This window comes from Kitasatospora sp. NPDC056184 (assembly GCF_042268405.1).
Lineage (GTDB): Bacteria > Actinomycetota > Actinomycetes > Streptomycetales > Streptomycetaceae > Kitasatospora.
In genome coordinates this window covers 54115-67126 of the sequence record NZ_JBHJUI010000035.1, presented here as the reverse complement: position 1 = coordinate 67126, position 13012 = coordinate 54115, and the positions used below count along the sequence as shown (strand labels likewise).

Here is a 13012-nt window from a genome sequence, read left to right as displayed (position 1 = left end):
GGCGGGGTCCGCGGCCGGCAGGGCGGCCCGGCGGAAGGCGCCGAACCGGGCGGCGGCACCCGCCGCGTCGGGGCGGGCGGACCGCTCGGCCGGGACGGCCGCGGGCGCGGGGGCACCGAGCGTCTGGCCGCGGCGGCGCTGCGGGAGTCCGCTGTCCGTCACCGGCGCGGCGGGGGCCGGGGCGGGCGCGGTGGACGCGGACGGCGCCGGGCGGGCGGGGGTGAGCGCGGGGCGCGCGGCCCGCTCGGCGGGAACGGCCGCGGGAGCGGGCACCGGCGCGGACGCCGGGGCGGGGTGGGTGATCAGCTGCTGCGGGATCAGCATCACCACGCCGGTGCCGCCGCGCGCCGACGGCCGGAACGAGATCTGCAGGCCGTGCTTGCGGGCCAGCACGCCGACCACCGCGAGGCCGATCCGGGTGCCCGCCGACAGCGTGCCGAGGTCCAGCGGCTCCGCCGAGACGGCCCGCTCGGCGCGGCGCAGCCAGCTGTCGCTCAGGCCGAGGCCGCTGTCCTCGACGGTGATCGCCAGACCGGCCGGCACCTCCTCGACGTAGACGTGCACCTCGGCCGGCGGGGCGGAGAAGGTGGTCGCGTTGTCCAGCAGTTCGGCCAGCGCGTGCATCACGCCCTCGGCGGCGAACCCGACCACCGCGGCCGTGCTCGCGCTGTGCAGCCGCACCCGCTGGTAGGCGCCGATCCGGCCGAGCGCGCCGCGCAGCACCGACTCCACCGGGATCGGCTTGCCCCAGCGCCGGCCGGAGCGGGCGCCGGTGAGCACCGCGATGCTGTCGGCCATCCGGCCCGCCTGCGCGGTGGCGTGGTCCAGGCTCAGCAGGTCGCCGAGGACCTCCTCGTCGTGCCGGTGCTGCATCTCGCGCAGCTCGGCGTGCATGCTCGTGGCGAGCGCCTGGACGCGGCCGGCGGCGGTCGCGCAGACCGCCAGCGCGGCGGCCCGCAGCTTCTCGCCGCGGCCGATCTCCTCGGCGACGGCGCGCAGCAGCGCGCGCTGGGGGTGCTCGCGGTGGGCGGCCAGCGCGCTGTCCACGGTCGCGCCGGTGCGCAGCCGCTTCGCCACCTCCGGCAGCACCTCGTCGGCCAGCCGCTCCAGGACGGCCCGCTCGGCGCGGGCCGCCTCGGCCTCCGCACGGGCGCGGGCCGCCTCCGCACGGGCGGCCGTGACCTCCGCCTCGGCCCGCCCGAGCGCGGCCCGGGCCTCGTCCCGCTCGGCCTCCGCGGCGGCGGCCCGCGCCTTGGCGGCCGTCTCGGCCTGCTTGGCCGCACCCGCGACGACCAGCGCCGTCATGGCCTCGTCGTCCTGCCCGGCCAGCTCGGCCTCCAGCCGCCGGGCCCGCTCGGTGGCCGCCCCGGCCTGCCAGACGGCGATCAGCCAGAGCGCGGTGACCGCCGCCACGGCGGCCGCGGTCAGCGGTTGTCCGGCGTCGGTCGCCCGCATCACCCCGACCGGCCCGGCCACCGCCGCCAGCAGGGCGGCCCCCGCCGTCAGAGCCTTGGTGCGCACGTCGGGTCGACGGCGCGGCCCGCCGTCGGGGCTGGTGGGTTCTGTCATCGGTGCGGTGTCCTCGGCAGAAGTCGGGCGAATGCGCGACCGCCCGGCCGACGTAGTGAAACGTCTCCGGGCGGCATTTCGGTTCACGCAGTCGGCCGATCATATCCATTCAGACGATGCACTCAACCGACAAGTTGACGGTCAGTCTCCTCCGGCAACGCTCCGTATACCGCTCCACTCGCCCACTCTTCACCCCACCGCCACCTCCACGGCACGCCGCACGGCGGCGAAGTCCAGGCCGTGCTCGGCGATCACCCGCGCCCCCAGCCCCTCGCCCTCGCGGAGCAGGCCGAGCAGCAGGTGACCCACCGCGATGTGACCGGACTTCAACCGCAGCGACTCGCGCAGCGACAGCTCCAGCACCTTCTTCCCCCGCGCGGTGAACGGACTGCGGCCCGCCCGGCCCCCGGACCCGAACCACCCGCGCCGCCGCGGCTCCTCCTCGGACGGCGCGTCCAGGGCCCCGGCCCCGAACACGGACTCGACCGCCTCCCGCACGGCGTCCAGGTCCACCCCGATCGCCGCCAGCGCCCGCGCGTCGTCCCCCTCCCCCAGCAGCCTCAGGACGGACCGCCGGGCCGTGGCGTGGTCGAGCCCCGCCCCGATCAGCACCTGCGCCGCCGGATCCTCGGGCTCGGCCAGGACCGCCAGCAGCAGGTGCTCGGTGCCGACGCGGCCGTGCCGCAGCTCCGCCGACTCCTGCCCGGCCCGGCCGACCACTCGCCGGGCCCCCTCGGTGAATCGCTCGAACATCGCTCAGTCCCCGCCCTCTCCGCTTCCGCCGAGCCCGCGCTTCGCGTACTTCTTGTGCACCGCCTGCCGGGTCACTCCCAGGCAGGCCGCGATCGACTGCCACGACCAGCCCTGCTCCCGCGCGTTGCCGACCTGCAGGCCCTCCAGCCGGTCCGCCAGGTCCCGCAGGGCCCGGACGGCCCGGAGCCCCACCGCCGGATCCCGGCCGGCGGCCGCGGCCGCCAACTCTCCGCTCACACCCATGACGTCAACCTAGGTTGACGCCGACCTCCCGTCAACCCTGGTTGACGGGAAGAGTCGACGGGAAGAAGCGAGAAGGCGGGGCGAGGACGTCATGTCCTCGCCCCGCCTTCAGCGGTGGCTCACCTCAGCGGGAGGTGCGGGCCCCGCTCAGCTGCAGCCGCTGGTGGAGCCGCAGCCCTCGCAGAGGTAGCAGCTGCCGGCCCGGCGCATCTTGGTGCCGCAGGAGAAGCAGAGCGGCGCGTCGGCGTTCAGGCCCAGCTGGATCTCGATCAGCTCGGTCGAGTTGTGGGCCTGGGCCGGGGTGGCCTTCGGCGCCGGGGCCGGAGCGGCGGCCGGCTTGGCGGCGGGGGCCAGCGGAGCGGACTGGGCGAGCGTCTCGGTGTCCAGCTCCTCGGCCTCCAGCGGCTCGTAGGACCCGGTCTCCAGGTGGCGCTGGCGCTCCTCGACGGAGTGAATGCCGAGCGCCGAGCGGGTCTCGAACGGCAGGAAGTCCAGCGCCAGGCGGCGGAAGATGTAGTCGACGATCGACTGCGCCATCCGCACGTCCGGGTCGTCGGTCAGACCGGCCGGCTCGAAGCGCATGTTGGTGAACTTCGCGACGTAGGTCTCCAGCGGCACGCCGTACTGGAGGCCGACCGAGACGGCGATGGAGAAGGCGTCCATCATGCCCGCGAGGGTCGAGCCCTGCTTGGACATCTTCAGGAAGACCTCGCCGAGGCCGTCGTCCGGGTAGGAGTTGGCGGTCATGTAGCCCTCGGCGCCACCGACCGTGAAGGAGGTGGTGATGCCCGGACGGCCCTTGGGCAGGCGCTTGCGGACCGGGCGGTACTCGACGACCTTCTCGACCGCGGCGGCCGGGGCCTCCTCGGCCTTCTCGTCCTTCTTCTTGGCCGAGAGCGGCTGGCCGACCTTCGAGTTCTCGCGGTAGATGGCGAGCGCCTTGACGCCCGTCTTCCAGGCCTCGAAGTAGATCTCCTCGACGTCCTCGACGGTCGCGGAGGCCGGCATGTTCACCGTCTTGGAGATGGCGCCGGAGATCCACGGCTGGATCGCGGCCATCATCCGGACGTGGCCCATCGGGGAGATGGAGCGCTCGCCCATGGCGCAGTCGAAGACCTCGTAGTGCTCGGTCTTCAGGCCGGGCGCGTCGACCACGTTGCCGTGCTCGGCGATGTGGGCGACGACCGCCTCGATCTGCTCGTCCTGGTAGCCGAGGCGCTTCAGGGCGCGCGGGACGGTGCCGTTGACGATCTGCATCGAGCCGCCGCCGACCAGCTTCTTGAACTTGACCAGCGCGAGGTCCGGCTCCACGCCGGTGGTGTCGCAGTCCATCATCAGGCCGATGGTGCCGGTCGGGGCGAGCACCGAGGCCTGGGCGTTGCGGAAACCGTTCTGCGCGCCGACCCGGAGCACGTCGTTCCAGGTCTCGGTGGCCGCGGCCCAGACCGGGGCGTCCAGGTCGCCGAAGAAGACGGCGGCCTTCGAGGCGTCCGCGTGCTGCTTCATGACCCGCTGGTGCGGGGCGGCGTTGCGGGCGTAGCCGTCGTACGGGCCGACGACGCCGGCCAGCTCGGCGCCGCGGCGGTAGGCGGTGCCGGTCATCAGCGAGGTGATGGCGCCGGCCAGGGCGCGGCCGCCCTCGCTGTCGTAGGCGTGGCCGGTGGCCATCAGCAGGGCGCCGAGGTTGGCGTAGCCGATGCCCAGCTGGCGGTAGGCGCGGGTGGTCTCGCCGATCTTCTCGGTCGGGAAGTCCGCGAAGCAGATGGAGATGTCCATCGCGGTGATGACCAGCTCGACGACCTTGGCGAAGGTCTCGGCGTCGAAGCCCGCCCCGCCGTCGGACGCGGTGTCGTCGCGGAGGAACTTCATGAGGTTGAGCGAGGCGAGGTTGCAGCTGGAGTTGTCCAGGTGCATGTACTCGGAGCAGGGGTTGGACGCGTTGATCCGGCCGGACTCCGGGCAGGTGTGCCAGTGGTTGATGACGGAGTCGTACTGGATGCCGGGGTCGGCGCAGGCCCAGGCGGCCTCGGCCATCTTGCGGAAGAGCTTCTTCGCGTCGACGGTCTCGATGACCTCGCCGGTCATCCGGGCGCGCAGGCCGAATTCGGTGCCGTTCTCGACGGCGGTCATGAATTCGTCGCTGACGCGGACCGAGTTGTTGGCGTTCTGGTACTGGACGGAGGTGATGTCGTCCCCGCCGAGGTCCATGTCGAAGCCCGCGTCGCGCAGGGCGCGGATCTTCTCCTCCTCCTTCACCTTGGTCTCGATGAAGGCCTCGACGTCCGGGTGGTCGACGTCGAGGACGACCATCTTGGCCGCGCGGCGGGTGGCGCCACCGGACTTGATGGTGCCGGCGGAGGCGTCGGCGCCGCGCATGAAGGAGACCGGGCCGGAGGCGTTGCCGCCGGAGGACAGCAGTTCCTTGCTGGAGCGGATCCGGGAGAGGTTCAGGCCGGCGCCGGAGCCGCCCTTGAAGATCATGCCCTCTTCCTTGTACCAGTCGAGGATCGACTCCATGGAGTCGTCGACGGACAGGATGAAGCAGGCGGAGACCTGCTGGGGCTGCTTGGTGCCGACGTTGAACCAGACCGGCGAGTTGAAGCTGAACACCTGGTGGAGGAGGGCGTGGGTCAGCTCGTGCTCGAACACCTCGGCGTCGTCCGGGGTGGCGAAGTAGCCGTTCTTCTCACCGGCGGCGCGGTAGGTGAGCACCACGCGGTCGATGATCTGCTTGAGGCTCCACTCGCGCTGCGGGGTGCCGACGGCGCCGCGGAAGTACTTGGAGGTGACGATGTTGACGGCGTTCACCGACCAGAAGTCGGGGAACTCGACGCCGCGCTGCTCGAAGTTGATCGAGCCGTCACGCCAGTTGGTCATGACGACGTCGCGCCGCTCCCAGCGGACCTCGTCGTACGGGTGCACGCCAGGAGTGGTGTAGATGCGCCCGATCCGCAGACCGCCCTTGGGGGCCTTGCCGGCGCCGCCCTTGGCCGCCGCCTTGTCGGACTTCGACCCGCGTGCGGAACCGCTCGTGGTGTCTGTCACTTCTGTTCCTCCTCCTGGTTGGGCAAACGCCCGGAGTGCCCCGAAAAATCCGGGCACGGCTGGTTCGCTCTTCCGGTGTGCGGGCAGGCGGGAGTCCTCGCCGACCGCGCACGGTTTGTCATGGTCTGTGCGCCGTTTTCGGGCACACGTCGGCCCTTGAGGGGGCCGGGGATGCTGCCGACCCCGGAAGGGGCCGGTGAAGGGGCCGGGCCGGTTAGGGCGCGGCGGCGGCGACGGACACGGGAGTGCCGTCCGCCTCGGGGACGGGCCGCTCGGCGCGGAGTTCCGCGATGGCGGCCTCGAAGTCTTCCAGTCCGTCGTACGCCTGGTAGACGCTGGCGAAGCGCAGGTACGCGACCACGTCGAGCTCCTTGAGCGGGCCCAGTATGGCCAGCCCGACGTCATGCGTGGTGAGCTCGGCGTTGCCGGTGGCCCGCACGCACTCCTCGACCCGCTGGCCGAGCTGGGCGAGGGCGTCCTCGGTGACCGGGCGGCCCTGGCAGGCCTTGCGGACGCCGGAGATGACCTTCTCCCGGGAGAACGGCTCGGTGACGCCGCTGCGCTTGATGACCATCAGGGCGGCCGTCTCCACCGTGGTGAAGCGGCGGCCGCAGTCCGGGCACTGCCGGCGACGGCGGATGCAGCTGCCGTCCTCGGTGGTCCGGCTGTCGACGACGCGGCTGTCGGAGTGCCGGCAGAAGGGGCAGTGCACCTGAGGATCCCTCCCTGGCAGGACGTGCGGACTGGTCGAGTCTATGCGATCCCGGGGCGCTGGTAGCAACCCGATCTTGAGGCCTCGACCACAAGTACTGGGCCACGGAGAGGACTGTAGCCACTACATCTAGGTCTGTGGCGGAAGTAGACCCACGGGCGTGTCGGTGCGGACTAAGATTCCCGGGACGCCTTCGGATCGAACATTTAATCGATGTACAACAAAGCCTTGATCGAGTCAGCCAACTCCCGAATAATTCACTCGAACGTGTGTTTGGCGCAACCTTTCGATACGAGGTGCGTTGGGCTGGAAAAAGGAGAGGACAGCCGTCGAGAGGGGCCGCCGTGAACACCGTCGAAAGCAACACCATCCCGGTGCAGGAACACTCCCAGCTCAAGGTGGGGCAGCGCACCACGAATCAGCAGAGTGTGGACAGCATGGACCGAAGCGAAGACCACCGCTCCCTGGGCCCGGGCCTTTCCGGCGTCGGCCGCGTTCCGGACCAGCCCATCGAGCACTCCCCCGTGCTGGATGACGCCCACCCCGCCCCGACCCGCTCGGCGCCCGGGCGTCCGCCCGGCATCCGCACCGACGAGGCCGGCCTCACCGAGCGCCAGCGCCGGGTGATCGAGGTCATCCGGGATTCGGTCCAGCGGCGCGGCTACCCGCCGTCCATGCGGGAGATCGGCCAGGCCGTCGGCCTCTCCAGCACCTCCTCGGTGGCCCACCAGCTGATGGCGCTGGAGCGCAAGGGCTTCCTGCGCCGGGACCCGCACCGCCCGCGCGCCTACGAGGTCCGCGGCGTCGAGGTGGCCCGGCCGAACACCGCCGAGACCGCCGGCCGCCCCTCCACCTCGTACGTGCCGCTGGTCGGCCGGATCGCCGCCGGCGGGCCGATCCTGGCCGAGCAGACGGTCGAGGACGTCTTCCCGCTGCCGCGGCAGCTGGTCGGCGAGGGCGAGCTGTTCGCGCTCACCGTGCGCGGCGACTCGATGATCGAGGCGGCCATCTGCGACGGCGACTGGGTGACCGTCCGCCGCCAGCCGGTCGCCGAGAACGGCGACATCGTGGCCGCGATGATCGACGGCGAGGCCACCGTCAAGCGCCTCAAGCGCGAGGACGGCCGGATCTGGCTGATGCCGCACAACCCGGCCTACGAGCCGATCAACGGCGACAACGCGACCATCCTGGGCAAGGTCGTCGCCGTCCTGCGCCGCCTCTGACGGCAGCCGGTACCCCGTCCGGACCCCGGCACCCACAGGAAGGGGCTCCCCGCTCACCGCGCGGAGCCCCTCCGGCCCGTCCCGGCCGCGCCTCAGCCCCGCTTCACCACCGGTCGAACCGGCGCCGCCGAGGCGTCGATCGCCGCCAGCGAGCGGCGCACCTGGTTGCGGTCCGTGGTGTACCAGAACTCCGGCATCGAGGAGCGGAAGAAGCCGCCGTACCGCTTGGTCTCCACCCGCGGGTCGAGCACCGCCACCACGCCCCGGTCCTCCGCGGCGCGCACCAGCCGGCCCGCGCCCTGCGCCATCAGCAGCGCCGCGTGGGTGGCCGCGACGGCCATGAAGCCGTTCCCGCCGCGCTGTTCGACGTCCTTCTGCCGGGCGCTCATCAGCGGGTCGTCCGGCCGCGGGAACGGGATCCGGTCCATCACCACCAGCTGGCAGGCCGAACCGGGCACGTCCACGCCCTGCCAGAGCGACAGCGTGCCGAACAGGCAGCTGGTCGCGTCCGAGGCGAACTCGCGGATCAACTCGCCCAGGGTGTCCTCCCCCTGGAGCAGGATCCGGTGGTCCAGCCGCTCCCGCATCGCCTCGGCGGCCGCCTGGGCGCCGCGCATCGAGGAGAACAGGCCGAGCGTCCGCCCGCCGGCCGCGCCGATCAGCTCGGCCAACTCGTCCAGCATGTCCGGCCGTTCGGGATCCCGTCCGGGGTCGGCCAGATGCCGGGCGACGTACAGGATGCCCTGCTTGGGGTACTTGAACGGCGAGCCGACGTCGATCCCCCGCCAGTGCGGCACCGGTTCGTCGCCGAAGCCCGCGCCCGCCGCCTCCGGGTTGTCGCCCGGGGTGCGGACGTCCGGCAGCCGGGCCTCGGACGGCAGGCCCACCGAGGCGGCCACGCCGTTGAAGTCCCCGCCGAGCTTGAGGGTGGCCGAGGTGAGCACCACCGAGCGCTCCTTGTACAGGCCCTCGCGCAGCAGCCCGGAGACGCTCAGCGGGGCGACCCGCAGCGAGGCGGTGCCCAGCCCGAAGCGGTCGCTGCGCTCGATCCAGACCACGTCGTACTCGGAGTCCTGGAGCAGCCGGTCGGCGGTCTCGTGCAGGGCCTCGGCGGAGGCCATCGCCTGCTTGCGGACGGCGTCCTCGTCGCTGAGCCCCTTGTCCCTGGTCTCGCCGAGCGAGGTGATCACCTGGCGGGCGGCGTCCCGGATCGCGGTCACGGCGTAGCCGAGGTACTCGGGCAGCTCCTCGACCCGGCCGGGCTGGGCGGTCTCCATCAGGCCGTGGTAGTTCTCGGCGGCGGCCTGCAGCGCGTCCACGGCCTTCTCGTTGGCGAGCCGGGCGGCCCGCTTGACCGCCCGGTTCACGGCGCCGACGGTCAGCTCGGCGGTGGCCGCGCCGGTGACCCGGTTGACCAGCTCGTGGGCCTCGTCGATGATCAGCAGCCCGTGCTCGGGCAGCACCGGCGCGCCCTCGATCGCGTCGATCGCGAGCATCGCGTGGTTGGTGACGACCACGTCGGCGAGCTTGGCCCGCTCGCGCGCCTTCTCGGCGAAGCACTCCTGCCCGTACGCGCAGCGGCTGGCGCCCAGGCACTCCTTGGAGGTGACCGAGAGCTGCGCCCAGGCCCGGTCGGAGACGCCCGGGGTCATGTCGTCCCGGTCGCCGGTCTCCGTCTCGTCCGCCCAGTCGCGCAGCCGGAGCACCTCCTGGCCGAGCTTGCCGGCCGGCCCGCCCATCGCCTCGACCGGGTCGAACAGGCCCTCGCCCTCCTCGCTCGGGGTGCCCTCGTTGGCCCGGTGCAGGCACAGGTAGTTGGAGCGGCCCTTGAGCATCGCGTACAGCGGGCGGCGCCGCAGCACCGGATGGAGCGCCTCCACGGTGCGCGGCAAGTCCCGCTCGACGAGCTGGCGCTGGAGCGCCAGGGTGGCGGTGGCGACCACCACGCGGTCCCCGTGGGCGAGCGCCGGCACCAGGTAGGCGAGGGACTTCCCGGTGCCCGTGCCGGCCTGCACCAGCAGGTGCTCGTCGTGGTCGACGGCATCGGCGACGGCCTCGGCCATCCGGAGCTGACCGGGGCGCTCGACGCCGCCGACGGCCGCGACCGCGGCGTGCAACAGCTCGGGAACGCGGGAGCGGGGGACGGCCTCGACCGGGGCGTCCGCGGCACTCCCGGCCGGGTCGGCGTCCTCGGCGGGGAGCTGGGATTCGGAGTCGTTCGTCATGACCCTCCCAGCCTACGGGGCAGGGGTGACAATCCGGTCCCGCCGTCCGGGCAGCGGCGCCGTCCCGTCCCCGGAGAGCGGGTTGGGCACGGTGCCGTGCCGGGCGGCGTGCGGGCGGTGCGGGCGGTCCCCGTAGCCGTCCAGCAGCAGCCGGTTGCGGTTCAGGCAGAGCCGGTCGATCCGCGGCCGGAACAGGTCGAACAGCGCGAACCGGTCGGCGAGTTCCGGGAAGCGCGCCTGGTGGCGCAGCACCTCGGCGCGCAGCAGCGCCCAGAACTCCGCCTCCGGCAGACCGGTCCGTGCCTCCAGCAGCGGCGCCAGGAAGCGGAACACGCCGATGAACAGCCCGGAGTGCAGGAACTGGCACAGGCCCTGCGGGTCCTCGCGCAACAGCACCGCGTCCACCTCGGCGGGCAGGCCGCGCAGCTCCGGCAGGTCCTGGTCGCTGAGGTTGACGTCGTCGACGAAGTCCTTGACCGCCAGCCGGACCGGCACGTCCCGCGCGTCGAAGACGACGATGGCGTTCTCGCCGTGCGGGGAGAAGACCAGCCCGTACCGGTAGAGGAAGTGCAGCAGCGGCGGCAGCATCGCGGCGAACAGCCGGGCGGTCCACTCGGCGGGGGCCAGCCCGGAGCGGGCGATCAGCTCGGCGGCGAGCGGCCGCCCGTCGCGGCCGGTCTGCAGCAGCGCGGCCAGGGTGCGGGCGCGCTCGCCGGGCGCCAGGGCGGGGCCGAGCGGCTCGCGCCAGATCGCGCCGAGCAGCTCCTTGTACTGGTACGGGGCCTCCGGCAGCTCCCGGTAGAGGGGGTGGTCGACGGTGACGGAGGCGATCTCGCCGAGCAGCACCACCCGGCACTCGTCGCGCAGGAACGGATCGGCGTCGCGCAGCCCGTGGATCCAGGCGGTGACGGCGGGCGCGGCCAGCGTGCGCTCGGTGGGCAGGCCGCGCCAGACCAGGGTGTTGAGGATGGCGAGCGGCAGCTTGACGGTGCAGCGCTCGGGGCGGCTCTCGTTGAAGAACGAGCGGATCGACTGCTGGGGCAGCCGGAGGTCGCCGTCGGTGCCGAGCGGGACGATCTCTCCGGAGGCGATCCACGGGGCGAACAGCGGCAGCACCGTCTCGTCCCACTGCCAGGGGTGCACCGGCAGCAGCAGGTAGTCGTCGGCGGCGGCGCCGAGCGGGGCGCGCAGCGCGTCCGGGTCGTCGAGCTCGCGGCGGTACAGCTGCGCGGGGTCGGCGAGGCCGGCCACGCCGCGGTACTCGGCGAGCCGGCGGTGGACGGCGATCCAGGGCAGCGGGCGCGGGGTGCGGGCCTCGGGCGCCCAGCGGGCGGCGTCGGCGGCCGAGAAGCCGATCCGGCCCTTGTTGGGGACGATCCACGGGTGGCCGCCCTGCCGGCCCTCCAGCTCGGTGTGGCCGAGGTCGGCGAGCTCGGCGGCGGTGAGCCCGGTGGCGAGCAGGTGGGCGTCGGCGGTCAGCGTGGCGGTGAGTTCGCGCAGCAGGTGGCCGGTGGTGTCGCCGCGCAGGCCGAGGACGTGCCGGGCGTGGGCGAGGAAGCGCAGCGGGTCGGCCCCCTCGGGCGCGTCGCAGCCGACCGAGCCGGGGGCGACGTGCCAGCTGTCGTAGGCGCCGCGCCGGGCGGTGAAGCGGTACTCGGCCCCGGGCAGCTTGAGCACGTACGCGCCGGGGGTGCCGGTCTCGACGGGGGTGACGAGCTCCTCGTAGGCGAACTCGCCGAGCATCTTGGCCAGCAGTGCGCGGCCGGCCCGCTGCCAGTGCCCGGCGGTGAGCTGCGGCGGCAGGTACAGCGGCGGTTCAGCGGCCGGCGGTTGCGGCACGGGTCGGCTCCTGGGGTCGGGAAAGGGCGGGTGCGGGTGCGGGAACGGGGTCGGGTGCGGGGGCAGGGGCGGGGGCGGGCGGCGCGAAGCCGGTCCAGGCGGTGCGCTCCGGCAGCCGGTGGACGGTCCGCCCGGTGACGGCGTTGAGGATCACCGCGGCCCGGTGGGCGCCGAGGCCGAGGTCGGGGGCGCCCACCCCGTGCGTGTGCAGCTCGCCGTTCTGCACGTACAGCCCGCCGGTGACCTCCGGCAGGGTGGCCACCCGGTGGTCGAGGTCGACCCGGTAGCGGCCGGCCGCGTCCCAGTCGACGAGGCGGGCGAGCGGTTCCAGGGCGGCCGGCCGGGCGGCCCGGTAGCCGGTGGCGAGCACCACCGCATCGGTGCGCAGCACGTGACCGGTCCCGGAGTCGGTGTGCCGGCAGTCGAGTTCGAACCCGCCGCAGGGGCCGGAGCGGGCCGCGGTGACAGCGGTGCCGGGGGTGATCTCGACCGGCGCGTCGCCGACCGGCCGGCCGACGGTGCGCGCGTAGAGGTGGTCGTGGATCTCGGCGAGGGTCTCGGCGGAGGCGGCCTTGTGCAACTGCCACTGGGCCTCGACCAGGCTGTCCCGCACGCCCCCGGGCAGGCCGTGGAAGTACCGGGTGTAGTCGGGGGTGAAGTGCTCCAGGCCGAGCTTGGAGTACTCCATCGGCGCGAGCGCCCGGGTGCGGGTGAGCCAGCGCAGCCGGACGCCGTCGCCGTCGTGGCGGCGCAGCAGGTCGAGGAAGATCTCGGCGCCGGACTGCCCGCTGCCGACGACGGTGATGTCCCGGGCCCCGGCCAGGCCGTCGCGCCGGTCCAGGTAGTCGGCGGAGTGGAAGACCCGCGGGTGGCCGTCGAGGGCGGCGAAGGCCGCGGGCCGCACGGGCCGGGTGCCGACGCCGAGGACGACGTTGCGCGCCTCGACGGTGCGCTCCCGCCCGGTGGCGCTCTCCCGCAGCTCGGCCCGGTACCGGTCGCCGGCCCAGTGCAGGGCGGTGACCTCGGTGCCGAAGCGGCAGTTGGCGAGCCGCTCGGCGGCCCAGCGGCAGTAGTGGTCGTACTCGCGGCGGGTGAGCTGGAAGCGCTCGGTGAAGTAGAACGGGAACAGCCGGTCCTGCTCGCGCAGGTGGTTGAGGAAGGACCACGGGTTGGTCGGGTCGACCAGGGAGACCAGGTCGGCGAGGAACGGCACCTGCATCCGTGCGCCGTCGACGAGCATCCCGGGGTGCCAGCGGAACTCCGGGCGCCGGTCGCAGAAGAGGGTGCGCAGGCCGGGGACGGGCTCGGCCAGCGCGGCGAGCGAGAGGTTGAACGGGCCGATGCCGACGCCGAGCAGGTCGTAGGGCCCGGGCGGGGGTGCTGAGGTGTCCATGGGGCGGGTG

At 73.5% G+C, this 13012-nt stretch carries 9 protein-coding genes; 1 reads left to right on the top strand and 8 read right to left on the bottom strand.

The genetic code is table 11. The features are described from left to right. From ACFC0B_RS37805 to nrdR, 5 genes are all read right to left on the bottom strand, one after another. The coding region (locus tag ACFC0B_RS37805; RefSeq protein WP_376097016.1) for a sensor histidine kinase at window positions 1-1569 on the bottom strand (1569 nt) is incomplete at its 3' end. 189 nt (window positions 1570-1758) lie between these two features. Next, window positions 1759-2322: a Clp protease N-terminal domain-containing protein gene (locus ACFC0B_RS37800; RefSeq protein WP_376097013.1), complete on the bottom strand. Its 564-nt coding sequence runs from the start codon at window positions 2320-2322 to the stop codon at window positions 1759-1761. A 3-nt stretch (window positions 2323-2325) separates the two neighbouring features. Next, a complete protein-coding gene (locus ACFC0B_RS37795; protein ID WP_376097010.1) occupies window positions 2326-2565 on the bottom strand; it encodes an RNA polymerase subunit sigma-70 in 240 nt (79 codons plus the stop codon). 147 nt (window positions 2566-2712) lie between these two features. Then, window positions 2713-5610, bottom strand: a complete 2898-nt coding sequence (locus ACFC0B_RS37790) for a vitamin B12-dependent ribonucleotide reductase (protein ID WP_376097007.1) — start codon at window positions 5608-5610, stop codon at window positions 2713-2715. 214 nt (window positions 5611-5824) lie between these two features. Then, complete coding sequence (gene nrdR / locus ACFC0B_RS37785) at window positions 5825-6322, bottom strand: transcriptional regulator NrdR (protein ID WP_376097004.1); 498 nt, start codon at window positions 6320-6322, stop codon at window positions 5825-5827. 437 nt (window positions 6323-6759) lie between these two features. Here nrdR and lexA point away from each other — a divergent pair, with 437 nt between their 5' ends. Beyond that, window positions 6760-7545 carry a transcriptional repressor LexA gene (lexA, locus tag ACFC0B_RS37780; RefSeq protein WP_376097025.1) on the top strand — a complete coding sequence of 262 codons (786 nt, stop codon included), beginning with the start codon at window positions 6760-6762 and terminating at the stop codon, window positions 7543-7545. A 92-nt stretch (window positions 7546-7637) separates the two neighbouring features. Here lexA and ACFC0B_RS37775 read toward each other — a convergent pair whose 3' ends face one another. The 3 genes from ACFC0B_RS37775 to ACFC0B_RS37765 are packed head-to-tail and all read right to left on the bottom strand — an operon-like array spanning window position 7638 to window position 13002. Further along, window positions 7638-9770 carry an ATP-dependent DNA helicase gene (locus ACFC0B_RS37775; protein ID WP_376097001.1) on the bottom strand — a complete coding sequence of 711 codons (2133 nt, stop codon included), beginning with the start codon at window positions 9768-9770 and terminating at the stop codon, window positions 7638-7640. Between the two features lie 12 nt (window positions 9771-9782). Beyond that, window positions 9783-11609, bottom strand: coding sequence for an IucA/IucC family protein (locus tag ACFC0B_RS37770; protein WP_376096998.1), 1827 nt, complete (start codon window positions 11607-11609; stop codon window positions 9783-9785). Next, window positions 11587-13002, bottom strand: a complete 1416-nt coding sequence (locus ACFC0B_RS37765; protein WP_376096995.1) for a lysine N(6)-hydroxylase/L-ornithine N(5)-oxygenase family protein — start codon at window positions 13000-13002, stop codon at window positions 11587-11589. The genes ACFC0B_RS37770 and ACFC0B_RS37765 overlap by 23 nt, the downstream gene beginning before the upstream one ends. Between the last annotated feature and the right edge of the window lie 10 nt (window positions 13003-13012).

What these genes read in the sequence shown, in the direction of transcription:
- ACFC0B_RS37800 (WP_376097013.1), bottom strand. Translation starts at nt 2,322, where the DNA reads ATGTTCGAGCGATTCACCGAGGGGGCCCGGCGAGTGGTCGGCCGGGCC.
- ACFC0B_RS37795 (WP_376097010.1), bottom strand. Translation starts at nt 2,565, where the DNA reads ATGGGTGTGAGCGGAGAGTTGGCGGCCGCGGCCGCCGGCCGGGATCCG.
- lexA (WP_376097025.1), top strand. Translation starts at nt 6,760, where the DNA reads ATGGACCGAAGCGAAGACCACCGCTCCCTGGGCCCGGGCCTTTCCGGC.
- ACFC0B_RS37775 (WP_376097001.1), bottom strand. Translation starts at nt 9,770, where the DNA reads ATGACGAACGACTCCGAATCCCAGCTCCCCGCCGAGGACGCCGACCCG.
- ACFC0B_RS37765 (WP_376096995.1), bottom strand. Translation starts at nt 13,002, where the DNA reads ATGGACACCTCAGCACCCCCGCCCGGGCCCTACGACCTGCTCGGCGTC.